Source organism: Actinomadura formosensis NBRC 14204 (assembly GCF_001552155.1).
GTDB classification, from domain to species: Bacteria; Actinomycetota; Actinomycetes; order Streptosporangiales; family Streptosporangiaceae; genus Spirillospora; species Spirillospora formosensis.
The window spans coordinates 36,592-61,685 of record NZ_BCQQ01000028.1 but is presented as its reverse complement, the minus strand read 5'-3'; the positions used below and the strand labels follow the sequence as shown (position 1 = coordinate 61,685).

Genomic DNA, 25,094 nt, shown 5'->3' with positions numbered 1-25,094 from the left:
CTCCTATGGGTCCCCGACGGCCTGATCTCGTCCTTCCCGGTCACCACGAGAGCCGACAAGTGGGAGATCGTCCGGGGCTCGTTACAAATGTGCGCATTCCTTGTGGGGGCGGGGCGGGGCGGGGCGGAAGCCCGTTAGTCTTGCTGACCGCTGCCTGACTGACTGGTGACCGTTCGTGTGTCTGGAGTGGAGATCGTATTGAGTCATCCGAACCGGGTCGCGCAGGCACTGGGAACGCAGACCAACCATGCGCCCGCGCCCTCCACGCCGGGCTCCCAGCCGCCGGGCGGCGCGCAGCCGTCCATGAGGCCGGTGCCGCCGAAGTCGCCGTTCGGGAACATGCCGGTCTCCACGGGGTCGGGCGAGGTGCGCTTCAAACCGGACGACATCGTGCGGCTGGGCAACGAGCTCATCGCCAAGTTGGGGGACGACCTGAGCCAGGCGCGCCGCCACGTGAACGGTGCCCCACGCGAGGTCGAGGCGGGCGCGTTCACGACGTTCTGCGCCCATCTGGCGCACGCGTACGTGCAGGGCACGGAGTACGCGGACGTCGATCTGGTGACCAAGCTGCGCCAGCTCAAGGAATTCCAGGGCGGGCTGAACACGACAGCCAAGATCATGAAGATGGCGGAGGAGAAGAGCGCGCCGAAGACGCAGTAGGTCTTCGGTCTGAGCGGAGGCGGATCCCCATGGCTCCCAGTGGAATGGACAACCTGGCCGAGATGGCCAAGATCGCTTTAGACCTCTCGACGGCGGCCGCCTTCGTGATCCCTTCGGCGTGGCCGTCGGTCTCGGTCATGTACATGGCGCAGTCGGATCCTGCGCAGCTCTGGGATGCGGCGGAGGACTGGAAGAAGGCCGTTGACAAGATCAAGGCAGCGCGCGACCGGATCGATGACGAGTTGCGCTCGCTGCCGGAGGACAGCTGGACCGGCAAGGATCGGGACGCCTTCGAGAAGAAGATGAACGACTACGCCAACCAGTTGATGCTGGCGTTCGCGTACGCGTTCGTCATGTTCATCGTGCTCACGATCATGGCGCTGCTGATCGCCATGTTCATCATGATGATGCTGGTGTGCGCGTTCGTCCTCGTGGTCTTCGCCGTATGGGTGCTCATTGCACGGGCCTTTGTGTGGGTGCTGGGAGTCGGCGAGGCGCAGTTGGAGGCGGCGGAGATGGGAGCGAGGCAGGCCGCGCAGTCCGTGCGACAGATCCTCCGCATGGGTGAGATGGCGCTGGAGAAGGCGGGTTCGGCGTGTGCGGCGGCCATCGCCGCCGCCACCGGGGTCGATGTGGTCGGCCAGATGCTCACCGGTAACACCCATGCCTACCCGGACTTCTTTGAGGCGACTGTTCGCAGTGCCGATGATGTGGCCATCGGCCGACTTGCTCTCATTGAGCAGAAGATCACGGGGCAGTTCATGCGTGGCAGGGCTTTCGGCGGTACGGGGTACGGGAAGTTCCGCCTGCCCATGGTTCGGCTTCCGCAGAAGTACAAGCGGCTCTGGTCTGGCCTCGGTGGCGCCAAGGGGGCCTGGGACACAGGTGTTCCCTATACCCCGGACGGCATCCTGAACCCAGGGGCGCCGTGGGTTAACAAGGGGATTACCTCGCTCACTGGCAGCGAGGGATATGGGGACGATTACGTCAAGCGGACGAATCCGATCCCGGCCGACACAGGTAAGGAGCTCGACTGATGACAGCTCCCGAGGATTTCAGGGTCGTCCTTCGGGATGCGAGGCAGGGGACGCCGACGATGCTCTGCATGATGGCGTTTCTGTGCGCCTTGTGCACGTGGGGGGCGGTAGCGGTGGACAATGGCTGGCGCTTCGTGCTGGCCGTGCTGGCGGTGCTGCTCGCCGTGGTGCTTCTGCTGGTCGTCGTCCAGCTCTTGCGCGGTGCCGAGTACCTCACATACATCGACGCTCGGGGCCTGGTCGTGAGGAGGAACAAGAAGCCTGAGCAGATCCTTCCGGCCGAGCGGTTCGGGCGGTTCGAGGTCGTTGACCCGGGGGACGGCGGGGCGGTGACGCTGAGGCTGCGCTACAGCAAGGAGGGCTCCTACGAGCCGCCGAGGGCGATCCAGGCCATGGAGGAGATTCCGGGGCGCCTTCACCTCGCGATGATCAAGGACGGTGAGGGGGGCGGTTCTCTCAGCCTGGAGGATCTGTGGCGGCTCCGCCGGTTCGTTGAGGAGATGGGGGCGGGCACGTGGGAGGATCAGCCCCGCCGTTACTGACATGTGTCAGCTTTGCTGGAAGGCCCGCCGCATGTTGTCGATGATCGCGGTGGTCTCCTGGAGCGTGCCCTCGAAGGTCGAGTGCATGTCGGTGACGAAGGCGGCGGCCGTCGCCGCTACCGGGGTCGGTGTGGTCGGTCAGATGCTCACCGGTAACACCCATGCCTATCCGGATTTCTTTGAGGCGACTGTCCGCAGCGCGGATGATGTGGCCATTAGTCGGCTCGCTCTCATTGAGCAGAAGATCACGGGGCAGTTCATGCGTGGCAGGGCTTTCGGCGGTACGGGGTACGGGAAGTTCCGCCTCTCGATGCAGCGGCTTCCGCAGAAGTACAAGTGGCTCTGGTCCGGCCTCGGTGGCGCCAAGGGGGCTTGGGACACCGGTGTTCCCTACGCCCCGGACGGCATCCTGAACCCGGGGGCGCCGTGGGTTAACAAGGGGATCACCTCGCTTACCGGCAGCGAGGGGTACGGGGACGATTACGTCAAGCGGACGAATCCGATCCCGGCCGACACAGGTAAGGAGCTCGGCTGATGACCGCTCCCGAGGATTTCAGGGTCGTCCTCCGGGACCCGAAGCAGGATGCGCCGAGGATCCTCGCCCTCTTGGCCTTTCTGTGCGCCTTGTGCACGTGGGGGACGGTGGCAGTGGACAATGGCTGGCGCTTCGTGCTCGCCGTCCTGGCGGTCCTGATTGCCGCGTTGTTGCTGCTGGGCGTCTACCCGCTCCTGCCCGGGAACGAATTCATCGTTTACATCGATGCTCGGGGCCTGGTCGTGACGAGGGGCAAGAAGCCCGCGCAGATCCTTCCGGCCGAGCGGTTCGGGCGGTTCGAGGTCGTTGACCCGGGGGATGGTGGGGCGGTGTCGCTGAGGCTGCGTTACAGCAAGGAGGGTTCCTACGAGCCGCCGAGGCTGATCCGGGGCATGGAGGAGATTCCGGGGCGTCTCCTGCTCGCGATCATCGAGGATGGCGAAGGAGACGGCTCTCTTAGCCTGGAGGATTTGTGGCGGCTCCGCCGGTTCGTTGAGGAGACGGGTGCGGGGACCTGGGAGGATCAGCCCCGTCGTTACTGACATGCGTCAGCGTTGCTGGAAGGCCCGCCGCATGTTGTCGATGATCGCGGTGGTCTCCTGGAGCGTGCCCTCGAAGGTCGAGTGCATGTCGGTGATGAAGGCGGCGGCCTCCTCCGCGCTGGGCGGTGCCGCCATCGGGTCGCCGTTCGGCCCGAACGAGTCGGTTGTCAGCTCGGCCGCCTGGCGTTCGAACTTCCGCTGGGCGTCCTGCACGGTCTCGGTGATCAGCTCGCCGAGGTCGGCGGCGGCCATGCGCAGCGCCCTCGGGTCGAGGTCGACGCCGGCCAGGCCCGCGCTGGTCCAGCGGGCCTTCACCCGGCCGTCGGCGGACTCGGCCTCTGTCTCCAGTTCATCGATCCGGCGCCGCAGATCCTCGGAGTTGGCGGCGAACTGCTGGGCGCTGTCGGCCAGCGCACCGAGATCGAAGACCATGAAGCCTCTCGTTTCGTCGTGGGAGCAGGGGCCGGCGCCGGCCGACCTTCGAGTATGCCGGTTACGGGGTGCGCTGGGCCTGGAGTTCGCAGGCGACCTCGGCCGCTATCGCCAGGCCCATGAGGAGGAACCGCCAGCGTTCGCTGTCGTCGGGGCACTGGATCGTCGTCATGCCGCCGCTGGTCGAGACGTGTCCGATGGGCATGTTCCGTGAGTCCATAACCTCGAAGGCGGTGTAGGTGGGGTCGCCCTTGATGGTGCCGAAGGGCTCCGCATGCGCGTCGGCTGCCTGGAACAGGTTCGCGGTCATGACCTCCCGGCCGGTGCGCTGCAAGGTCGCGATCCGGGCACCGGAGCCGTCCTCGATCCAGAGGAGATCGATGTCCCGCGTCCGCTGCGACGGCATCCGGAACAGCAGGGTTCCGTCCGGGGACACGACCCGTACCTCCTGGGCGGAGGATCGGAACAGGTCGCGGAAGGACCACCGCGGACGTTCGATGACCGCGAACTCGCTCCCCCTCCAATCCACGAACTTGTCGCTGGTCATCAGGAATTGACGCCGGTCGGTCTCCTGGGAGGTCATCGTCCGCCTTCGGGTCGGCCCGTCCATGCCCCGATCATCCGGGTCGGCGACCGAGCATAGTGGCCTTCGCCCGGCGTGCCGGGCGAAGGCGGAAAAGCCGGACGTCCTGTCCCTGCCGCTCGTTAGGGTGTGATCGCCCAAATGGTGATCAGGAGGCGGATGGTGGCGGAACAGGCATTCCAGGTGGATCTGCGCGGGGTGGTGGATCTGCTGAGCCGCCATCTCTACGCGAGCCCGCGCGTGTACCTGCGTGAGTTGCTGCAGAACGCGGTGGACGCGATCACCGCGCGGGGTGAAGGCGGCCGGGTCGAGATCGAGACCGGTGGCGGGATGCTGCGGGTCCACGATGACGGGGTCGGGCTGACCGAAGACGAGGTCCATACGCTGCTCGCGACGATCGGACGGTCGTCCAAGCGGGACGAGCTGGGGTTCGCGCGGCACGACTTCCTCGGCCAGTTCGGGATCGGGCTGCTGTCGGCGTTCCTGGTCGCGGACGAGATCGAGGTCGTGACGCGGTCCGCGAAGGGCGGCGGCGCGGTCCGGTGGACGGGCCGGTCCGAGGGCAGCTACCAGGTCGAACCCGCTGAACGCGGCACGCCGGGCACGACGGTGACGCTGCGGGCGCGTCCGGGGGCGGCCGAGTTGCTCAGCCCGCCGGTCGTGGCCGAGCTCGCTCGCACCTACGGGTCGCTCCTCCCGGTCGATCTCATCGTGGACGGCGTCCCCGTGACCGGGGAGGGGCCGCCGTGGCGGGCGTCCTACCGGGATCCGGCCGCGCGGCGGCGGGCGCTGGAGCGGTACTGCGAGGAGCTTTACGGGTTCACGCCGTTCGACGTGGTTGATCTCGACGTGCCGGAGGCGGGGCTGACGGGTGTCGCGTTCGTCCTGCCGGAGCCGGTCTCGCCGACCGCGCGCGGTGCCCACCGCGTCTACCTCAAGCGGATGCTGCTGGCCGAGAGCGTGGCGGGCCTCCTGCCCGAATGGGCGTTCTTCGCCCGCTGCGTCGTGGACGCGGGGGAGCTGCGCCCGACCGCGAGCCGCGAGGCCCTGTACGAGGACGAGCTGCTCGAATCCACCCGGCAGGGCCTCGGTGACGTGCTGCGGCAGTGGCTGGTGAAGCTGGCCGAGACCGACCCGGCGCGGCTGCGGGCGTTCCTGCGGCTGCATCAGCTCGGCGTGAAGGCGATGGCGCTGCACGACGACGACATGCTGCGGATCGTGGACCGCTGGCTGGAGTACGAGACGTCCGCCGGGCCGATGACGCTGCACGAGTTCCGCCGCCGGCATCCGGACGGCCGGTTCACCGCGAGCGTGGAGGAGTTCCGCCGGCTGTCGGCGGTCGCGGGCGCGCAGGGCGTCGGGCTGGTCAACGGCGGCTACGTCCACGACACGGAGATCATCGAACGGCTGCCCGACCTGGACCCCGGCATCCGGCTGGCCCGGCTGGACGCGGCGGAGCTGACCACCACGTTCGGGGTCCTCGACCCGGCGGCGGAGCTGGCGCTGCGGCCGTTCCTGGCGGCGGCGCAGCGGGCGGTGGAGCGGCTGGGCTGCGAGGTGGTCGTCCGCGAGTTCGATCCCGCGTCGCTGCCCGCGCTGTACCTGACCGGCCGGGACGCGCAGTTCCGCGAGGAGCTGACGCGGGCGCGGGAGGAGGCCGGCGAGCTGTGGGCGGACGTGCTCGGCGCCGTCAACGCCACCGCCGGCGTCGAACGCCCGCAACTGGTGCTGAACCACCGCAATCCGCTGGCCCGGCGGGTCACCTCGCTCGGCGATGACGGGCCCGTCGAACTGGCCGTCCAAGCCTTGTACGGGCAGGCGCTGCTGCTCGGCCACCATCCGCTGCGGCCCGCCGACACGGCGGTGCTGAACCGTTCCTTCATCGGCCTGCTGGAGTGGGCCGTCCACTCCCCGGAGGCCCCCGAATGAGCACGGACGACGTATATACGCTGATGGCGCGGTCGCAGGAACTGCCCTACGGGGAGGCCCGCACCGTCCTGGTCGAGGACGCGCTGCGCCGCGCGGAGGCGGCCGGTGACGAGGTGCTGGCGTTCCACGTGAGGGTCCGCCTGACGGACGCCTACCGGTACGGCGGCGAGCCCGCGAAGGCGTTCGCGACGTTCAGCCGGACGCTGGCCGACCATGACCGCGACCCGGGCCGGTTCGACGACGCGCACGGCCTGCTGTGGCAGATGAAGGCGGTCGTCAGTTCCCTCACCCTGTTCCCCGAGATCCCGCTCGACCGCACCTACGCCGTCCTGGACGACATGGAGCGGCGCTACAAGGCGGGTGGGCACAGCCTTCAGGCGGTGTATCACTACCGGAACGTGGTGGCGCGGCACGTCGGGGACGGGTCCGCCGACGAGTGGTACCTCAAGTGGCGCGCGGCCGAGCGCGACGAGCTGTCGGACTGCGAGGGCTGCGACCCGACCGGCATGGTCCGCCACCTCGTGGAGGCCGGACGCCACGAGGAGGCGTTCGAGATCGCCGCGCCGGTGCTGAGCTCGCGGCTGTCGTGCAACGAGCAGCCGCAGTCCATCCAGACCGCGCTGCTGCCGGTGTACCTGCGGACGGACCGCGCCGAGCAGGCCGCCGACGCGCACCGCCGCGCCTACCGGGTGCACCGGTCCCGGCTGGCCGACCTCAGCGACATCGCCGAGCACCTGGAGTTCTGCGCGGTCACCGGCAACGAGGCGCGCGGGCTGGAGATCCTGCAGCGGCATCTCGGCTGGCTGGACCGGGCACCGAGCGCGCACGCGGACATGGACTTCTGCGCCGCCGCGGCTCTCGTCCTCCGCCGGGTCGCGGCGGCCGGGCACGGCGCGGCGACGGTCCGGCGTCCCGCCGCGGACGGCCGCCCGGCCGCCGACGTGCCGGTGGCCGACCTGCACGCCGAGCTGGCGGACCGCGCGACGGCGCTGGCGGACCGGTTCGACGCCCGCAACGGCACGTCCCACCAGGGCGACAAGGTGCGTGCCACGCTGGCGGCCGAGCCGGTCGCGGGCTTCGTCCCGCTGGCCGCCCACCATCGCCGTCCGGAGCAGGCCCCGGCTCCCGTGCCGCCGCCCGTCCCGCAGGACGACGACCTCGCCCGCGTGGACGACCTCGACGAACTCCTCGGCATCGCCGACGAGCGCCGCACGGGCGGCGACATCCCGCGGGTGCTGGCGGCGTGGCGGCGGTTCGACGTCCTCGCCGGGAAGACCGAGCCGACGCCGCTGCAGAAGGCCCGCCGCCTGGACGGCCGGGGCGTCGAGCACGCCGTGGCCGGCGACGGGCCGAGCGCGGTCGCGTGCTGGGAGGAGGCGGCCCGGCTGTTCGGTGAGCTGGGCGACGAGACGCGCCGGCACCGCACGCTCGGCCGGCTCGGCATGGCACGCGTCGACCTCGGCGACGAGGGCGGCCTGGAGCAGGTGAGCGCCGCGGCCCGGCACCTGACCGCGCATCCGGGGGAGGACGGCGACGCCGCGGCCGCGCTGCTCCGCCTCGCGACCGCGCACATCAGGCTGGAGCATCCCGCCGAGGCCCTCGCCGCACTGGACCAGGTCGTCCCGGACGAGGCGCCCGACCGCGTCGGCGAGCTGTGGTTCCTGCGGGGGCAGGCGTTCCTGCTGGCCGATCGGGCCGGCGAGGCGGTGGCGGCGCTGCGCCGTTCGGTGGCGGCGGCGCGAGCGTCCGGCGATCCCGAGCTGGTCGCCGCGCCCGCGCTGCTGCTGGCCCGGACGCTGGCGCGGCGGGACAGCGGCCCGGACGAGGAGACGTTCGCCCTGCTGGACGAGGTGATCGCCGCGCTGCGCGACGCCTCGCCGATGCGCGCCGCGGCGTACTCCGAGCGCGGCCTGGCGTTCCTCGCCGTGGACCGCCCGGCCGACGCCGCCGCCGACCTGGTGGAGGGCGTCGCGGGATGGGCGGCCGAGGGCCTGCACGAGCAGGCCGTCCACCTCCGGGTGGATCTCGCCGCCGCCTACCTGTCCACGGACCGGGCCCTGGAGGCGGCGGAGGCCGCCGAGGAGGCGCTGCCGAACCTCGACGACGACGCCGCGCGGCGCTGCCGCCTCATCCTCGCGCACGCGCAGAAGCGGCTGGGCGAGAAGGACGCCGCCACGCTGTTCACCGCCCTCGCCGAGGAGGCCGGGCAGGCCGGCCGGCACGACGCCGCCGCGCACTTTTTCACCGAGGCCGCCGACGTCCTGACGGGTCTCGACATGGACGCCCCGGCCGCCGAACGGTACGCCCAGGCCGCCGAGGCGTGCGAGAAGGCCGGCGACCCCTACGGCGTGGCCCGCACCCGCCGCCGGGCCGCGATGTGCCTGATGTGGAGCGGCAACGCGGACGAGGCGGTGACCGCGATGGACACGGCCCGCGCGGCGCTGGCCGGCCTGCCGCCGGACGACGAGCCGACCCGCGTCTGGGAGACCGCCCTGACCTCCTTCGAGCAGGCCCGCGTCCTGGCCCAGGTGGGCCGCCTCGACGAGGCCGCCTCGCACGCGTCCGCCGCCGTGGACGGTTTCACCGCCATCGACCAGACCGCCCCGGCCGAGGACGCCACCCGCCTCCTGGAGGACATCAGGGCCGCGCTCGGCTGACGCGCCGCGCCCCGTCCGACGGAACCGCCTCCAGGAACTCCGGCGGCGTCCAGCCGCGGCCGGCGTAGGCGGCGATGATCGCCTCCCGCACCTGCCCGGCGCGGGAGGCGGCCGTCAGGACGATCACGGAGCCGCCGAAGCCGCCGCCCACCATCCGGCCGCCGCGGGCGCCCGCCCGCAGCGCCGTGTCCACGGTGACGTCGGCCTCGGGCCACGACACCTCGAACTGGTCCCGCAGCGACAGGTGCGACGCGTTCAGCATCCCGCCGAACTCCGGCAGGGCGCCCGCGCGCAGCAGGCCGACGCTCGCCTCGACGCGGTGGTTCTCGGTGACGACGTGCTGGACGCGCCGGCGCAGCACGGGATCGCGCAACCTCGCCAGCGCCCCGGCCAGATCCTTGACGTCGCGGAGGGCGTCGACGCCCAGCAGCGCCGCCGCCTCCTCGCATTCGGCGCGGCGGCGGCCGTACTCGCCGCTGGTCAGCGCGTGCGACGCGCGCGTGTCCACGACCAGGAGCGTCAGCCCGGCCGCGGCCGGATCGAACGGCACCTGCGCGGACAGCCCGCTCCGGCAGTCCAGCATCAGCGCGTGCCCGGCCGTGCACAGCAGGGACGCCGACTGGTCCATCAGCCCGCACGGCATGCCGACCTGCTCGTTCTCCGCGCGCTGCGTCAGCCGCGCCAGCGCCGGGCGGTCGATCTCGACGCCGTGCAGCTCGCAGAGCGCCAGCGCCGTCGCGCATTCCAGCGCGGCGGACGACGACAGCCCCGCCCCCTGCGGCAGGTCGGAATCGAACAGCAGGGACGCGCCGCCCGTCCCGTGCTCGCGCAGCACCCGCGCCACCCCGACCGGATACGCCGCCCAGCCGCGCTCGGCGGGCCAGCCCTCGGAGACGACCGGCGGGCCGTCCACGGGCGCGGCGACGGCGGTGGCGGCCTGCCGCGACCGCACCTCGATCACGCCGTCGTCCCGCCGGGCGGCGGCCACCGAGACCCCGAGCGACGGTGCGAACGGCAGCACGAACCCGTCGTTGTAGTCGGTGTGCTCGCCGATCAGGTTGACCCGGCCGGGCGCGCGCCAGACGCCGTCCGGCGCGCGCCCGAACGCCCGGGTGAACGCCTCGGTGATTCCCTCGGTCATCGCGAGCGCAGGAACGTCCACGCGTCGCCGATCATCGTGCGCAGGTCGCGCTCGGGCTTCCAGCCGAGTTCGGCCTGGATCTTCTCCGACGAGGCGATCAGCGCGGCCGGGTCGCCGGGCCGGCGCGGCACGACCTCGGCCGGGATGTCGCGGCCGGTGACCTCGCGGCACGCCTCGACGACCTCGCGGACGGAGTAGCCGCTGCCGCAGCCCAGGTTGAAGATCTGGTGCGTGCCCGGCGCGCAGGCGTCCAGCGCCAGCAGGTGGGCGCGGCCGAGGTCGACCACGTGGACGTAGTCGCGGACGCAGGTGCCGTCCGGCGTCGGGTAGTCGTCGCCGAACAGCTTCACCGCCGCGCCGTCGCCCTGCGCGATCTTCAGCACGTTCGGGATCAGGTGGGTCTCGACGGTGTGCCGCTCGCCGAGCCGCCCGTAGGCGCCCGCCACGTTGAAGTACCGCAGCGACACGCCGCCGATGCCGTGCAGCCGCGCGTACTCGGCCAGCGCCGTGTCGATCGCCAGCTTGGACGCGCCGTAGGGGTTGGTCGGACGGGTCGGGTCGGTCTCCAGGATCGGCGTCGACTCCGGCTCCCCGTACGTCGCGGCGGTGGAGGAGAACACGATCCGGGGGACGCCGGCGCGGCGCATCGCGTCCAGCAGTGCCAGCGACTCGCCGAGGTTCTTGTCCCAGTACAGGCCGGGCTTCTCCACCGACTCGCCGACGAGGGACTTGGCGGCGAAGTGCAGCACGGCGTCGAACCCGGCTCCGGCGAGCAGGTCGGCGGCCGTGTCGCGCAGCGTGCCGCGCACCAGCCTGGCGCCTTCGGGCACCGCGTCCTCGTGGCCGGTGGACAGGTCGTCCAGCACGACGACCTCGTGCCCCGCCTCCAGGAGCAGAGCGGAGACGACGCTGCCGATGTAGCCGGCGCCTCCGGTGACGAGCAGCTTCACTGACGGACCTCCATGATGGGACTCTCGGGCCGGGCGGGGTGCGTCCAGGCTATCCGGAACCGCGGACGGGGAAGGGTGAACGTATGGACCGCACGCCGTCCCTGCCGCCGGGCGCCCTCGCGCGGCCCCTGGTGTGGCTGCTGTCGAGATCGACCGACCTCGTCGTGCGGCTGTCGGGCGGCGACCCGGAGGCGCTGCGCGAGGAGATCACCGCGGAGCGGATGCGGGCGCTGGTGGCCGGGAACACCCAGCTCACCGCGGACGAGCGGACGCTGATCGGGGAGGTGTTCGCGGCGGGGGAGCGGCCGCTGCGCGAGGTCCTGGTCCCGCGCACCGAGGTGGTGTTCCTGGACGCGGCGCTCGCGCTGGCCGAGGCGGCCCGGCTGGCGGCCGCGAGCCCGCACTCCCGGTTCCCCGTCTGCCGCGACTCCCACGACGAGGTCGTCGGATTCGTCCACATCCGTGACCTGCTGGCCCCGGACCCGCCGGAGCGCGATGCCCCGGTGGGCGAGCTGGTGCGCCCCGTGAAGTTCCTTCCGTCCTCCAAACGGGTGCTGCCCGCCCTGTCGGAGATGCGCCGCGAGGGCTGCCACCTGGCGATCGTCATGGACGAGTACGGCGGCGTGGCGGGAATCGTGACCCTGGAGGACCTCGTGGAGGAGCTCATCGGGGACATCCGCGACGAATATGATGTGCAGGACGCGCAGGCACGGCGCCTGCACGGCGGGGTTGTCGAGGTCGACGGCCTGCTCAACCTGGACGACTTCGCCGCCGAGACCGGCATCCGGCTGCCCGCCGGCCCGTACGAGACGGTCGCCGGGCACATCATGGCGGTACTGCGCCGGGTCCCCGCCGAGGGCGACTCGGTGGAGGTCGCGGGCCGCCGGCTCGCGGTGGCCCGGATGGACGGCCGGCGGGTGGCCCGCGTGCGCGTCATGCCCCGGGCGATGCCGCAGGCCGTACCGGTGCCGCCCGGCACGCCGTCCGCGACCCCGCGGGCGGTGCTCGGCGACGCCGTCGCCGGCCCTTCCAGCGGGCGGGCCGTGGGCGGCGGAGCCTCCGGTGACACCTGAGAGAATCGGTCCGTGCAGATGCCCGAAGCGCCCAACCCCGAAGCGTCCGACGCCGGAACCACCGCGGCCCCGCCGCGGGTGTTCTCCGGCATCCAGCCCACCGCCGACTCGTTCCACCTCGGCAACTATCTGGGCGCGCTCCGGCAGTGGGTCGCGATGCAGGACACGCACGAGGCGTTCTACTGCGTGGTCGACCTGCACGCGATCACCGTCGAGCAGGATCCCGCGCAGCTGCGCCGCCGCACGAAGGTCGCCGCCGCGCAGCTGTTCGCGATGGGCGTGGACCCCGCCCGCGCCACGGTGTTCGTGCAGAGCCACGTCCCCGAGCACGCCGAGCTGGCGTGGATACTGGGCTGCCTCACCGGGTTCGGCGAGGCCGGACGCATGACCCAGTTCAAGGACAAGTCGTCCAAGCAGGGCACGTCCGGGACGAGCGTCGGCCTGTTCACCTACCCGATCCTGCAGGCCGCCGACATCCTGCTCTACACCCCCGAACCGGTCGCCGGGCGCCCGCTGCGCGTCCCGGTGGGGGAGGACCAGCGGCAGCACCTGGAGCTGACCCGCACGCTCGCGCAGCGGTTCAACCACCGCTTCGGGGAGACGTTCGTGCTGCCGGACGCCCACATCCCCGAGGGCGCCGCGAAGATCACCGACCTGCAGGAGCCGGCCGCGAAGATGAGCAAGTCGGCGTCCTCGCCGCAGGGGATCATCGACGTGCTGGAGGAGCCGGGACCGATGCGCAAGAAGATCATGCGCGCGGTCACCGACACCGGCACCGAGGTCGTCTACGACGAGGAGAAGAAGGCCGGCGTCACCAACCTGCTGCGGATCTACTCCGCGCTGGAGGGCACGTCCATCCCCGATCTGGAGGCCCGCTACAAGGGCTCCGGCTACGGGCAGTTCAAGAAGGACCTCGCGCAGGTCGTCCTCGACACGTTCACGCCGATCCGGGAGCGCACGCTCAAGCTGCTGGACGACGAGGAGCACCTCGAACGGCTGCTCGCCCAGGGCGCCGGGCGCGCCTCCGAGGTCGCCGTGCGGACGATGGAGACCGTGCGCGAACGGGTGGGATTCGTGGGACGTGGTCGCTGACCGCTCACCCCGAGGCGATGCCGCGGAGGGCCGGGTGCGGGCCCCCTCCGCGGCCGAGACCACGATGGTCGGGGGCCTGCCCGGCGCCCGCCCGGCCGGGGCCCGCGCGATCGGCGTCGCCATCCCGATCCCCGACCCGCACGGGACGTTCCTGCAGTCCAGGCGCGCCTCGTTCGGCGACCCCCTCGCGCACGCGATCCCGACGCACATCACGCTGCTGCCGCCGACCGAGGTGCACGAGTCCGCGCTGGACGCCATCGAGGAGCATCTGCTCGCCGTCGCCCGCACCGAGCGCCCGTTCCCGATCAGGCTGCGCGGCAGCGGAACGTTCCGGCCGGTGTCCCCGGTCGTGTTCGTGGCGCTCGCCGAGGGGATCGGCGGCTGCGAACGCGTCCAGGCGAAGGTCATGTCGGGGCCGCTGTCCCGGCCGCTGCCGTTCCCGTACCACCCGCACGTCACGATCGCCCACCGCCTGCCCGACGACGTCATGGACCGCGCGTTCAAGGAACTCGCCGGCTACGGCGCCGACTTCCAGGCGTGGGGGTTCTCGCTCTACGAGCACGGGATGGACGGCATCTGGCGGCGGCAGTGCGACTTCGTGTTCGGGGACGGCGCCGTCCCCGCGCCCGGACACCGATCGCCCGGACGTTAACGGTTGATTACCGTCCGCGGCATCGACTTGGCGCCTCTGGGTACGTTGCGTACATGCGGCAGGTGATCAATAGGGCGCAGGGACGGATCGAGTCCCTGTTCGGCGAGGGAAAAGACCTGCTGCGGGGCGCACGCGACCGCTGGCGCTGGCTCGACCACCAGGCCCGCGCGTTCGAGCGGTACCGGGAGCGGCGCGGCGACCGGCTCGCCGCCGCCCTCACCTGCTACGCCTTCCTGTCGTTCTTCCCGCTGCTGGCGCTGGCGTACTCGCTGCTCGGCTACCTCGTCGGCGTCAGCGCGCAGGCCCGCGACTACTTCGTGCGGGCGGTCAACTCCCAGCTGCCCGGCCTCGCGGGGCAGCTCCAGGTGGAGCAGATCGCCCAGTCCAAGACGGCCGTCGGGGTCGTCGGCCTGGTCGCGTTGCTGTTCACCGGGCTCGGCTGGGTGCAGGTGCTGCGCGAATCGCTGCGCGACATCTGGGGCAACGAGCCGGACGGCGGCGGCAACTTCTTCCTGATGCGGCTGTGGGACTTGGCCGTGCTGGCTTTCCTGGGCGTGATCCTCATCTGCGGCGTGGCGGTGACGACGGTCACGACGTCCGCGACGCACACCGTCCTCGGCTGGCTCGGTCTGGAGCACGTCCCCGGCGCCGGGACGGGCCTGCGGCTGCTGTCGCTGGCCTGCGCGATCGTGTTCGACACGGTCGTGTTCCTGGTGCTGTTCACCCGGCTGTCGGGGACGCGGGCGCCGTGGCGGCGGATCATCCGGGGCGCGCTGTTCGGCGCCGTCGGCTTCGAGGTCCTCAAGCAGATCGCGACGCTGCTGCTCGGGCGGACGACCCAGAACCCGGTCTACGGCACGTTCGCCGTCCTGGTCGGGCTGATGGTGTGGATCAACATCGTGTCCCGGTTCTCGCTGTTCACCGCCGCGTGGACGGCCACCCGCCGGGTCGTCCTCACCGCCGACGCCACGAATCCGGAGAACTGCGCCGACCGTGCGGAGGCCGAAGCGCTCCAGGAGCGCGCCGAAGCGGAGCAGAACGGGGCGGAGCAGAACGGGGCGGAGCAGAACGGGGCCGGCCGGAACGGGACGGGGGCGCCTTCGGAACACCGGAAGGCGCCGTCCCCGCGCTGACGTCCCCGCGCTGATCTACCGGCCGGAGTCGTGGCCGGAGCGGGCCGCCTCCAGGCGCCGGCGGCGGCGCAGCACCACGAACAGCACCACGATCGCCAGCAGCGCCCCGGCCGCGCCGCCGCCCACGAGCAGCCACCTGCGGGTCGAGTCGTCCGAGGCGAGCGGGGCGTCCGGCAGCAGGCCGGAGTCGCCGTCCTTCTTGGCCCGCTCGGGCGTGCCGGGCGGGACGAGCGTCCCCACCGGCCGCACCTTGCCGCGGGTGGCGAAGCCCCAGTTCAGCAGCTTGGCCGCGTAGGGGGACGGCGGCATGTCCGCGCCCATCAGCGAGATCACGATGGTGTGCCCGCCGCGCCGCGCCTGGGCGACGAACGTCTGCCTGGCGGCGATCGTGTAACCGTTCTTGCCGCCGATCATGCCCGGGTAGGCTTCCCGCTCGCCCGGCATCATGTGGTTGTGGGTGTGGATCGGGTATCCGCCGACCTTCTTGCCCTTCTTGCGCTCCTTCTTGGTGGGCGGCGCGGGGAAGTGGAAGTCGATGGCCTGCATGTACCCGCGGTAGGCGGGGTTCTTCATCCCCTCGCGCAGGATCAGCGCCAGGTCGTACGCCGAGGTGTGCTGCGTGCGGACGTTCAGCCCGAGGTCGCGGTCGAGCCCGTTCGGTGACCCGGCGAGCGTGTCGCGCGCGTTGATCCGCCGGGCCTCGGCGTTCATGTCGGCGAGTGTCCTGCGCATCCCGCCGTCCGTCTCGGCGAGCGTCACCGCCGCGTCGTTGGCGGACATCATCAGCAGCGCGTGGAACAGGTCGGAGACCTTGTACTGCATCTTCGGCGTCATCCCGACCTTGGTGCCCTCGACGTCGCACGCCTTCTGCGAGGGCCGGACGAGCCGGTTCGGGTCCAGCCTGGGGACGAGCGCCAGCGCGGTCAGCGTCTTGAGCGTGCTCGCCGGCAGGTAGTGCCCGTGCGGGTCCTTGGCGGCGAGGACGTCCCCGGTGTCGGCGTCCGCGATCAGGTACGAGGCGGCCTTGATCTTGGGCAGGGGCGGCAGGCCGGGGGCCGGGTTGACGACGATGCCGCGGCCGGCGAGCTGCGGCCCGCCGACGGTCTCGGCCGGCGGTGCGGCGGCCGGGGCCGCGGCGGTGGCGGGCGGCGCCACCAGGACGGGGCCGGCGGCCAGCGAGACGGCCGTGACCGGAACCGTGATCACCGTCAGGGCGCGGCGGACGCCGGCCGGCCCTGGTCGCTCAGCTCGCAAGCTCTCGACGCTCCTTTTTCCCCTGGAAGCGCGATCGCTCCCGACGCGCATGCGCCCAACGCCCATGACTCCCCCGAAGACTAGGCGACGTGTCCGGCGAGGAGGTACCCGACCGCGCAGGCGGCAAGCTCGGGACGGGAGCGACACACGGTGCATAAGTGATCTTACGGTACGTAGGCGGCAGGCTGGATTGGTTACAGTCCGTCATTGACGGTATTTTGGGACGGGCTGACTAGTTCGATCTAGTGATGCCCTGGACGAGACCGATGATCGAAAAGGATGACGCCCGAGCTTCCGCCGACCGCCCGCATGAGTCAAATGATCCGCAAAGGGCAGGGACACCCGGCAGGGTGGCGGGCACGGGCGCCATCATGGAGCGAACACGTGACCCTGGACCGGCGTTTGTCCAGGCTTAGGGACCCGCTGGCTGAATTGCGCCACGTGCCACGCAACGACCTGCAAGGATTGTGGACGGAGGTTGGCCGTGGCCATTGACTTCAACGCATCGAACGGGGCGACGCTCGGCGTCGAGTGGGAGATCCAGCTCGTCGATGCGGGGACGAGGCACCTGCGGCAGGACGCACGCGAGGTGCTCGCCGCCTTGCCTTCGCTCAGCTTGGAGGGAGACAACCCCCGCATCCGGCACGAGCTGATGGAGTCGATGGTCGAGGTCGTGACCGGCATCTGCGACACCGTCGGCGAGGCCAAGGCCGACCTGTCCGGCACGCTCACCGCGCTGCGCGCCGCCGCCGCCGAACGCGGCATCGCGCTGGCCTGCACGGGCACCCACCCGATCAGCGACTGGCGGGACGCGGTGATGGCGCCCATGGGCCGCTACGCCAAGCTGATCGAGGAGATGCAGTGGCTGGCCCGGCGCATCCAGACGTTCGGCGTTCACGTCCACGTCGGCATCTCCGACGGCGCCAAGGCGATCCCCATCGTCAACGCGCTCTCGTCCTATCTTCCGCACTTCCTCGCGCTCACCGCGTCCAGCCCGTTCTGGAGCGGCGGCGACACCGGCCTCGCGTCCTGCCGGGCGGTGGTCTTCGGTCAGCTGCCGACGGCCGGACCGCCCCACTTGCTTGACGACTGGGGGGCCTTCGAGGATTACATGGACACACTGATGCGTTCTGGAACCATCCGGAGCATCAAGGAAGTGTGGTGGGACATCCGCCCGCATCCCGACTTCGGGACGGTTGAGATCAGGATGTTCGACGGCATTCCCACCATGCGTGAGGTGGGGATGGCCGCGGCGCTGTGCCAGAGCCTGGTCACGCTGTTCGATCAGCAGCTCGACCGGGGCTACACGCTGCCGAGGCCGGCCGCCTGGGTGGTGCGCGACAACAAGTGGCGCGCGACCCGGTACGGGCTCGACGCGATCGTCATCACCGACGACGCGGGCAACACCGCGCCGCTCCGCGACGAGCTGTACGAGCTGATCCGGGAGCTGGAGCCGGTCGCCGACCGGCTCGGCTGCGCCGAGGAGCTCAAGGTCGCGGGCGAGGTCCTGGAGCACGGGGCCCCGTACGAGCGGCAGCGCGCGATCCGCGCCGGAGGCGGCACGCTGGAGAACATCGTCGACGCGGCGATCACCGAGCTCGCGGAGGACCGGTTCGTCACACCGGGGGAGGTCGTACATGCCGGACCGTGAGAGGCCGGAGCGGACGACCCGTCCCGCGAACCCGACCGTGAACCCGAACGAGCCGAAGAGCGAACAGGGTGCAGAGAACGTTCTCGAAAACGAGGACACCAACGGGCGGACGCCGTCCGGCTCCGCCGTCGCGCAGGGGGCGCACATGACACATCCGGGACCCGGGGTGATGCCCGGCCTTGAACCACCCACCGCCGCGAGCCCCGTCGGCCGGGACGCCGGCACCGCCGACGTGAACGGCATCGCCGACGTGAACGGCATCGCCGGCATGAACGGGGCCGTGGCGCCCGGCGAGGCGGTGAACGCGGTGACGGTGCCCGGCGCGAGCCGGCCGGTGGCAGTGCCCCCGGTGCTCGGCGGCGCGGCCCTCCAGCCGCAGCTCGACGCGTTCCTGGCCGACCACGAGGACGAGCTGATCGCGTTCCGCCGCGATCTGCACATGCACCCCGAGCTGGGCTACGCCGAGCACCGCACGACCGGGAAGATCGCCGAGCGGCTGCGCGCGGCGGGCCTGGACCCGGTGATCCTCCCCAAGGGCACCGGCCTGTTCTGCGACATCGGCCCGGCCGACGGCACCACGGTCGCGCTGCGCGCCGACATCGACGCGCTCCCGCTGGAGGACGAGAAGGAGGGCGTCCCGTACCGGTCGACGGTCCCGGGCGTCGCGCACGCGTGCGGCCACGACGTCCACACCGCGATGGTGCTGGGCGCCGGCCTGTTCCTCGCGCAGCAGGCCGAGGCGGGGCTGCTGCCCGGCCGGGTCCGGCTGCTGTTCCAGCCCGCCGAGGAGACCCCGGGCGGCGCGCTGGACGTGATGGCCGCCGGCGGCCTCGCGGGCGTGGACCGCGCGTTCGCGCTGCACTGCGACCCCCGCATCGAGGTCGGCCAGCTGGGGCTGCGCACCGGCCCGATCACCGCGGCCTGCGACAAGGTGCATGTGAAGGTCACCGGGCCCGGCGGGCACACCGCCCGGCCCCACCTGACCGCCGACCTGGTGTACGCGCTCGCCAAGATCGTCACCGAGCTGCCGTCCGCGCTGTCGCGGCGCGTCGACCCGCGCTCCAGCCTGTCGCTGGTGTGGGGGCGGATCTCGGCCGGCTCCGTCGCCAACGCGATCCCCGACGACGGGATCGCCGAGGGCACCGTCCGCTGCCTGGACGACGAGGCGTGGCACCGGGCGCCGGAGATGATGAAGGCGCTGCTGCAGTCGGTCGCCGCCGCCTACGACGTGGAGGCGTCGCTGGAGTACGTCCGGGGCGTCCCGCCGACCGTGAACGAGGCGACCAGCGTGCAGATGCTCCGGGACGCGGCGGCACAGGTCATGGACGAGGACGGCGTCGTCCCGACCCCGCAGAGCCTCGGTGGGGAGGACTTCGGCTGGTATCTGGAGTCGATCCCCGGCGCGCTCGCCCGGCTCGGTGTCCGCACCCCCGGCTCGTCCGGCGAGTACGACCTGCACCGCGGCGACTTCGACGTGGACGAGCGGTGCATCGCGGTCGGCCTGCGGGTGCTGAGCGCGACCGCGCTGACCGCGCTGTGGGAGGGCGGACGTCCCGGCGATGCCGAGCCGATCGAGGGCGCGGCACTGGCCTGACCACGCGGTCACGGCACGTGACCGCCTGTCCCCCCGAACACCTCCCGTCCCCGGTGTGACCGGGCCCCACCCGCGGTGCCGACGTCGCCGCTGACCTGTGGCGATATGTCTACGCATTGGTAACGGAGCTATTGCGAATCCGTGCAAGCGGGAGGTTTGCCCTTGTTCGCGAGGTAGCGTCCGATCGATTTCGGTGATCGGATCGGTCGCCGGACCGTGGGTGGGGAACGGAAGGAGCGCTACCTTGCGCCGTGGACTGAAGACTTCGCTCGTCACCGCGACGGGGGCGGCGCTGCTGCTCAGCGCCTCCGCCTGCGGTGGCAAGAAGGCCGACGCCGGTGGCGATGGCGACGGTGGCGGCAAGAAGACCCTCAAGATCGGCCTGGCGTTCGACATCGGCGGCCGCGGCGACCAGTCCTTCAACGACTCGGCCGCCGCGGGCCTGGACAAGGTCAAGAAGGACCTGAACGTCCAGACCGAGGAGATCTCGGCCAAGCCGGACGAGCCCGACTCCGACAAGGAGTCGCGTCTGCGGCTGCTCGCCAACAAGGGCTACAACCCGGTCATCGGGGTCGGCTTCGCCTACACCTCCTCGCTGGTCAAGGTCGCCAAGGACTTCCCGAACACCAAGTTCCTCGTCGTCGACGCCGACCAGTGCAAGGTCGAGGGCGCGAACGTCAGCGGCGCCTGCTTCGCCGAGGAGCAGGGCTCCTACCTGGTCGGCGCCGCCGCGGCGCTGAAGTCCAAGTCCGGCAAGATCGGGTTCATCGGCGGCGTCAACGTGCCGCTGATCACCAAGTTCTTCGCCGGCTACCAGGCGGGCGCGAAGCAGGTCAAGCCGGGCATCAAGATCCTGCCGGCGAAGTACCTGACGCAGCCGCCGAACTTCAACGGCTTCAAGGACACCGGCCTCGGCAACGAGGCCGCCAAGGGCCAGCTCGACGAGGGCGCGGACGTCATCTACCACGCCGCGGGCGGCGCCGGCATCGGCGTCATCAAGACCGTCGGCGCGGCGGGCAAGTGGGCCATCGGCGTCGACTCCGACCAGTACAACCAGCCCGCGGTCGCCGGGGTGAAGGACCACATCCTCACCTCGATGGTCAAGCACGTGGACGTCGCGGTGTACGACTTCGTGGAGAGCGTCGCCAACGGTTCGGTCAAGGCGGGCACCAAGCAGTACGACCTCAGCAACGACGGGATCGGCTACGCCCCGACCGGCGGCCACGTCGACGACATCAAGGCCAAGCTGGACGAGCTGAAGGCCAAGATCGTCAGCGGTGAGATCAAGGTCCCGACCAAGGCCTGACCCGGCGGACCGGAAGTGCGGGGACGTCCCCGCACGGTGACGTGAGGGCCGTTTCGCCCGGCCGTAACCGCGCACCGGGAGTCACCTCGGCGGGTGGCTCCCGGTGCGGCGTCACGTTCCCCCTGTACACAGCACGTTCGAGGCAGGAGGAGGGGCACCCGTGCCTGACCAGGTGCCGGCCGTGCGGCTGACATCGATCACCAAGCGGTTCCCCGGAGTGGTGGCCAACCGCGACATCAACCTCACCATCGAGCGCGGCGAGGTGCACGCGCTCTGCGGGGAGAACGGCGCCGGCAAGTCCACGCTGATGAAGATCCTGTACGGGATGCAGCGGCCGGACGAGGGCACCATCGAGCTCGACGGCGAGCAGGTCTCCTTCCGGACCCCGGCCGACGCGATCGGCCGCGGCATCGGCATGGTCCACCAGCATTTCAAGCTGGCCGACAACCTGACCGTCCTGGAGAACGTGGTCCTGGGCGCCGAGCCCCGCGCCAAGGGCCGGCGGCGCGGCCGGATCGACTTCGCCGCGGCCCGCGTGAAGATCGAGGAGATGTCGCGGGCGTACGGGCTGCACGTCGACCCGGACACGCTGGTCGAGTCGCTCGGCGTCGGCGAACGGCAGCGCGTGGAGATCCTCAAGGTGCTCTACCGGGGCGCCCGCGTGCTGATCCTGGACGAGCCGACCGCCGTGCTCGTCCCGCATGAGGTCGACGAGCTGTTCGGCAACCTGCGGGAGTTGCGCGCCGAGGGCCTGACCGTGCTGTTCATCTCGCACAAGCTGGACGAGGTGCTGACCGTCGCCGACACCATCTCGGTGATCCGGCGCGGCACCACCGTCGCGACCCGGCTCGACCCGCGGGAGGTCACCTCGCGGCGGCTGGCCGAGCTGATGGTCGGGTCCGAGCTGCCCACCCCGGAACTGCGCGAATCGACCGTCACCGAGGAGGTCGACCTGGAGGTCGGCGGGCTGACCGTGCTGACCCCCGAGGGCCGTCCCGTGGTGGACGGCGTGTCGCTGCGCATCCGCCGCGGCGAGATCGTCGGGCTGGCCGGCGTCGAGGGCAACGGGCAGACCGAGCTCATCGAGGCGATCATGGGCATCCGGCAGCCGGACGCCGGGACGATCGTCTACCGCGGCGACGACATCACGCACTGGCCGACCCGGCGGCGCCGCGAGGCCGGCATCGCCTACATCCCCGAGGACCGGCACCGGCACGGGCTCGTCCTGGAGGCGACGCTCTGGGAGAACCGGATGCTGGGCCACCAGACCCAGCGGCCGAACGTCCGCGGCCCGTGGATCGACCGGCGCGGCGCCCGCGGCGACACGACCCGGATCGTCCGGGAGTACGACGTCCGGACGCCGGGGATCGAGGTGCCCGCCGCCGCGCTGTCGGGCGGCAACCAGCAAAAGCTCATCGTCGGCCGGGAGATGTCCGGCGACCCGCACCTGCTGATCGCCGCGCATCCGACGCGCGGCATCGACGTCGGCGCCCAGGCCGCCATCTGGGACCACCTGCGGCGGGCCCGCGCGGACGGGCTGGCCGTGCTGCTGATCAGCGCCGATCTTGAGGAACTCATCGGTATGTCCGACACCCTGCACGTGATCCTGCGGGGGCGGCTGGTCGCGGAGGTCGATCCGCGGACCGTCACCCCCGAGGAGCTCGGCTCCGCCATGACCGGCGCCGGTGGCGCCCCATGAGCGAGGAGAAGGAGCCGAAACCGGCCGGCGCCGAGCCGAAACCGCCGCCCGGCGGCGCGGCGGCCGGGCCGGAGCCGGCGGTGCCCGAGCCGGTGCCGTCGTGGAAGGCCGTCCTGCGCGGGCTCGGCCCGCGGGGGCTGGGGCTGAAGATCGGCGCGCCGGTGCTGGCGCTGCTGATCTCGCTCGGCATCACGATGATCCTGCTGCGGGTCACCGGCGCCGACCCGTTCAGCTCGATCCAGAGCATGATCGAATACGGCACGACCGAGAACTCGATCGTCGACATCGTCAACCGCGCGACCCGCTACTACCTGTCGGCGGTCGCGGTGGCGATCGGGTTCCGGATGGCGCTGCTGAACATCGGCGTGGACGGCCAGTACCGGCTCGCCGCGTTCCTCGCCGCCGCGCTCGGCGGCGCGGTCGCGCTGCCCGCGCCGTTCGGGCAGCTGCTGGTGATCGTGGCGGCGATGGCGGTCGGCGGGCTGTGGGCCGCGATCGCGGGCGTGCTGAAGGTGACCCGCGGGGTCAGCGAGGTGCTGTCCACGATCATGCTGAACGCGATCGCGACCGGGCTGATCGCCTACCTGCTGAACGACCAGCGGCTCGCCGAGGTCCGGCCGGGCAGCAACAACGTCGCGACCGCGCCGATCCCCGAGTCGGGCCGGGTCGGCGGGCTGAACGGCTTCCTGGCCTCGATCGGGATCGACCTGCCCGGCGCCGTGTACGGGCTGCTGCCGCTCGCGGTCCTCGTCGGGATCGTGTTCTGGGTCGTCATCAACTACACGCGGTTCGGCTTCGACCTGAAGATCTCCGGGCTGTCCACGTCCGCCGCGCAGGCCAGCGGCGTCAACGCCCGCCGCATGATCGTCTACACGATGATCGCGTCCGGGGTGGTGGCCGGCCTGATCGGCATGCCGGAACTGCTCGGCGCGTCGTATGAGTACTCGCTGAACTTCCCGGCCGGGCTCGGCTTCACCGGCATCACGGTGGCGCTGCTCGGCCGTAACCATCCGGCCGGCATCGCGCTCGCCGCGCTGCTGTTCGCGTTCCTCGACCAGACCTCCGACGTGCTGCAGGAGGTCGACGTGCCGAAGGAGATCGTCGGGGTCATGCAGGGCGTGGTCGTGCTGACCGTCGTCATCGTGTACGAGCTGGTCCGGCGCTGGGAGATCCGGCGGCAGCAGCATGCCGTCGCGGCGGAGCTGGCCACCGGCAACGATCTGGCCCGCGAGGCCGCTGGGAGCGCCTCATGAGCGCGGTGACCGAGACGGCGGCGCAGAAGAAGGCCGTGAACGGCGCGTTCCGGCTGCGCTGGCCGCACTACCTGCTGATCTCCGCCGGGATGCTGGTGCTGCTGTCGCTGGTCCGGGTGATCGACGACGCGGAGCCGGTGACCTCCAGCGGGACGGTCAGCGCCTCGCTGCGCCTCGCCGTGCCGATCTTCCTGGCCGGCCTGGGCGGGCTCTGGTCCGAACGGTCCGGCGTGATCAACATCGGTCTTGAGGGCATGATGATCCTCGGGACGTGGACGGGCGCGTGGGCCGGTTACCAGTGGGGCCCGTGGATCGGCGTCCTCGCCGGGATCATCGGCGGTGCCCTCGGCGGGCTGCTGCACGCCGTCGCGACGGTGTCGTTCGGCGTCGACCACATCGTGTCCGGTGTCGCGATCAACATCCTCGGGCTGGGGCTGACGCAGTTCCTCGCCGGGCTGATCTTCGACACCGGGGAGGCGAAGGCGCTGGGCGGCGGGCCGCGGCAGTCCCCGCCGGTCGACCCGATCGCGACGCTGACGCTGCCGGTGCTGTCCGGTGGCAAGGTCGGCGGCTGGCAGAGTCCCGACTGGCTCGGCTCGCTGGAGGGCCGCCACTGGTTCCTGGTGTCCGACATCGCGGGCATCACCCGCGGGCTGACCAGTGACATGTCGCTGCTGACGCTGGTGTCGCTGCTGCTCGTCCCGCTCAGCTTCCTGATCCTGTGGCGGACGCCGTTCGGGCTGCGCATCCGCTCCTGCGGCGAGGACCCGTACGCCGCCGAGTCGCTCGGCGTGCAGGTCTACCGGATGAAGTACGCCGCGGTGATCATCTCGGGCGGGTTCTCCGGCCTGGCCGGCGCGTTCCTCGTCACCGTCGCCGCCCCCCTCTACCAGGACGGGCAGACCAACGGGCGGGGCTTCATCGGCCTCGCCGCCATGATCTTCGGCAACTGGCGGCCGGGCGGGCTCGCCGCGGGCTCGCTGCTGTTCGGCTACACCGACGCGATGAACGTGCGCGGCGGCGGGCAGTCCGTCCACGCGCTGCTGCTGTTCGTGGCGATCCTGCTGATCGGCGTCGCGGTGTGGCAGGCGGTGCGCGCGGGCCGGCTGCGTTCCCAGGTGGTCACCGACCTGGGTCGCCGCGAGGTGCGCAGCGCCTACCTCGGTGCCGCGCTGTCGCTGGTCGCGGCCGTCGGGCTGCTCGCCTGGTTCATGATGAGCGAGATCGTCCCCGGTGAGCTGGTCTCGTTCACGCCGCACCTGACGACGCTGCTCGTCCTGGCGCTGGCCAGCCAGCGGCTCCGCATGCCCGCCGCCAACGGGCTGCGGTACCGCCGCGGCGAGGCACGCTGACCGGGGGGCGAAGCGGAGTGGAGGCCG

At 71.5% G+C, this 25,094-nt stretch carries 22 protein-coding genes; 17 read left to right on the top strand and 5 right to left on the bottom strand.

Going from position 1 to position 25,094, the window contains the following annotated elements; translation table 11 throughout:
- The first annotated feature begins 198 nt into the window (after window positions 1–198).
- From AF1_RS10200 to AF1_RS10180, 5 genes are all read left to right on the top strand, one after another.
- Entirely contained in the window at window positions 199–660 is a 462-nt protein-coding gene (locus AF1_RS10200; RefSeq protein WP_131732653.1) for a hypothetical protein, read from the top strand.
- 62 nt (window positions 661–722) lie between these two features.
- Window positions 723–1,697: a WXG100 family type VII secretion target gene (locus AF1_RS10195; protein ID WP_131732652.1), complete on the top strand. Its 975-nt coding sequence runs from the start codon at window positions 723–725 to the stop codon at window positions 1,695–1,697.
- A complete protein-coding gene (locus AF1_RS10190; RefSeq protein WP_067795652.1) occupies window positions 1,697–2,239 on the top strand; it encodes a hypothetical protein in 543 nt (180 codons plus the stop codon). Before AF1_RS10195 ends, AF1_RS10190 begins: the two co-directional genes overlap by 1 nt.
- 31 nt (window positions 2,240–2,270) lie before the next feature.
- A complete protein-coding gene (locus AF1_RS10185; RefSeq protein WP_131732651.1) occupies window positions 2,271–2,774 on the top strand; it encodes a hypothetical protein in 504 nt (167 codons plus the stop codon).
- Window positions 2,774–3,316 (top strand): hypothetical protein, encoded by a 543-nt coding sequence (locus AF1_RS10180; RefSeq protein WP_067795646.1) that lies wholly within the window; start codon window positions 2,774–2,776, stop codon window positions 3,314–3,316. The genes AF1_RS10185 and AF1_RS10180 overlap by 1 nt, the downstream gene beginning before the upstream one ends.
- Window positions 3,317–3,322: 6 nt before the next feature.
- On the opposite strand, the gene AF1_RS10175 is transcribed toward AF1_RS10180, so the two are convergent.
- Both AF1_RS10175 and AF1_RS10170 read right to left on the bottom strand, forming a co-directional pair.
- Window positions 3,323–3,748, bottom strand: a complete 426-nt coding sequence (locus AF1_RS10175; RefSeq protein WP_067795642.1) for a YbaB/EbfC family nucleoid-associated protein — start codon at window positions 3,746–3,748, stop codon at window positions 3,323–3,325.
- Window positions 3,749–3,809: 61 nt separating this feature from the next.
- Window positions 3,810–4,331, bottom strand: coding sequence for a hypothetical protein (locus AF1_RS10170; RefSeq protein ID WP_131732650.1), 522 nt, complete (start codon window positions 4,329–4,331; stop codon window positions 3,810–3,812).
- Between the two features lie 162 nt (window positions 4,332–4,493).
- Here AF1_RS10170 and AF1_RS10165 point away from each other — a divergent pair, with 162 nt between their 5' ends.
- Both AF1_RS10165 and AF1_RS10160 read left to right on the top strand, forming a co-directional pair.
- Window positions 4,494–6,260, top strand: a complete 1,767-nt coding sequence (locus AF1_RS10165) for an HSP90 family protein (RefSeq protein ID WP_207394053.1) — start codon at window positions 4,494–4,496, stop codon at window positions 6,258–6,260.
- Entirely contained in the window at window positions 6,257–8,917 is a 2,661-nt protein-coding gene (locus AF1_RS10160; RefSeq protein WP_131732649.1) for a hypothetical protein, read from the top strand. The genes AF1_RS10165 and AF1_RS10160 overlap by 4 nt, the downstream gene beginning before the upstream one ends.
- Here AF1_RS10160 and galK read toward each other — a convergent pair.
- Both galK and galE read right to left on the bottom strand, forming a co-directional pair.
- Window positions 8,898–10,058, bottom strand: a complete 1,161-nt coding sequence (galK, locus tag AF1_RS10155) for a galactokinase (protein WP_067795631.1) — start codon at window positions 10,056–10,058, stop codon at window positions 8,898–8,900. The two genes, AF1_RS10160 and galK, sit on opposite strands and share 20 nt — an antisense overlap.
- Window positions 10,055–11,008 (bottom strand): UDP-glucose 4-epimerase GalE, encoded by a 954-nt coding sequence (gene galE, locus AF1_RS10150; RefSeq protein WP_067795628.1) that lies wholly within the window; start codon window positions 11,006–11,008, stop codon window positions 10,055–10,057. Before galE ends, galK begins: the two co-directional genes overlap by 4 nt.
- A gap of 83 nt (window positions 11,009–11,091) precedes the next feature.
- Here galE and AF1_RS10145 point away from each other — a divergent pair, with 83 nt between their 5' ends.
- The 4 genes from AF1_RS10145 to AF1_RS10130 are packed head-to-tail and all read left to right on the top strand — an operon-like array spanning window position 11,092 to window position 14,958.
- Window positions 11,092–12,081 (top strand): hemolysin family protein, encoded by a 990-nt coding sequence (locus tag AF1_RS10145; RefSeq protein ID WP_067795625.1) that lies wholly within the window; start codon window positions 11,092–11,094, stop codon window positions 12,079–12,081.
- Window positions 12,082–12,099: 18 nt separating this feature from the next.
- Window positions 12,100–13,173 (top strand): tryptophan--tRNA ligase, encoded by a 1,074-nt coding sequence (trpS, locus tag AF1_RS10140; RefSeq protein WP_067795688.1) that lies wholly within the window; start codon window positions 12,100–12,102, stop codon window positions 13,171–13,173.
- A 34-nt stretch (window positions 13,174–13,207) separates the two neighbouring features.
- Window positions 13,208–13,825 (top strand): 2'-5' RNA ligase family protein, encoded by a 618-nt coding sequence (locus AF1_RS10135; protein WP_242608829.1) that lies wholly within the window; start codon window positions 13,208–13,210, stop codon window positions 13,823–13,825.
- A gap of 53 nt (window positions 13,826–13,878) precedes the next feature.
- On the top strand, window positions 13,879–14,958 hold the full coding sequence (locus tag AF1_RS10130; protein ID WP_084262731.1) for a YihY/virulence factor BrkB family protein: 1,080 nt from the start codon (window positions 13,879–13,881) through the stop codon (window positions 14,956–14,958).
- Between the two features lie 15 nt (window positions 14,959–14,973).
- Here the strand turns inward: AF1_RS10130 and AF1_RS10125 are convergent, their stop codons facing one another.
- Window positions 14,974–16,212 (bottom strand): D-alanyl-D-alanine carboxypeptidase family protein, encoded by a 1,239-nt coding sequence (locus tag AF1_RS10125; protein ID WP_242608828.1) that lies wholly within the window; start codon window positions 16,210–16,212, stop codon window positions 14,974–14,976.
- Window positions 16,213–16,696: 484 nt separating this feature from the next.
- Between AF1_RS10125 and AF1_RS10120 the strand changes: the two genes are divergently transcribed.
- The 6 genes from AF1_RS10120 (at window position 16,697) to AF1_RS10095 (ending at window position 25,067) form a co-directional block, all read left to right on the top strand.
- Window positions 16,697–17,863 carry a glutamate--cysteine ligase gene (locus AF1_RS10120; RefSeq protein ID WP_067795677.1) on the top strand — a complete coding sequence of 389 codons (1,167 nt, stop codon included), beginning with the start codon at window positions 16,697–16,699 and terminating at the stop codon, window positions 17,861–17,863.
- 145 nt (window positions 17,864–18,008) lie between these two features.
- Window positions 18,009–19,457: an amidohydrolase gene (locus AF1_RS10115; protein WP_407642215.1), complete on the top strand. Its 1,449-nt coding sequence runs from the start codon at window positions 18,009–18,011 to the stop codon at window positions 19,455–19,457.
- 244 nt (window positions 19,458–19,701) lie between these two features.
- Window positions 19,702–20,763 (top strand): BMP family lipoprotein, encoded by a 1,062-nt coding sequence (locus AF1_RS10110; RefSeq protein WP_242608827.1) that lies wholly within the window; start codon window positions 19,702–19,704, stop codon window positions 20,761–20,763.
- A 160-nt stretch (window positions 20,764–20,923) separates the two neighbouring features.
- On the top strand, window positions 20,924–22,462 hold the full coding sequence (locus AF1_RS10105; protein ID WP_131732648.1) for an ABC transporter ATP-binding protein: 1,539 nt from the start codon (window positions 20,924–20,926) through the stop codon (window positions 22,460–22,462).
- Window positions 22,459–23,715, top strand: a complete 1,257-nt coding sequence (locus AF1_RS10100; protein ID WP_084262729.1) for an ABC transporter permease — start codon at window positions 22,459–22,461, stop codon at window positions 23,713–23,715. The genes AF1_RS10105 and AF1_RS10100 overlap by 4 nt, the downstream gene beginning before the upstream one ends.
- A complete protein-coding gene (locus tag AF1_RS10095) occupies window positions 23,712–25,067 on the top strand; it encodes an ABC transporter permease (protein WP_067795619.1) in 1,356 nt (451 codons plus the stop codon). Before AF1_RS10100 ends, AF1_RS10095 begins: the two co-directional genes overlap by 4 nt.
- Window positions 25,068–25,094: the final 27 nt, after the last annotated feature.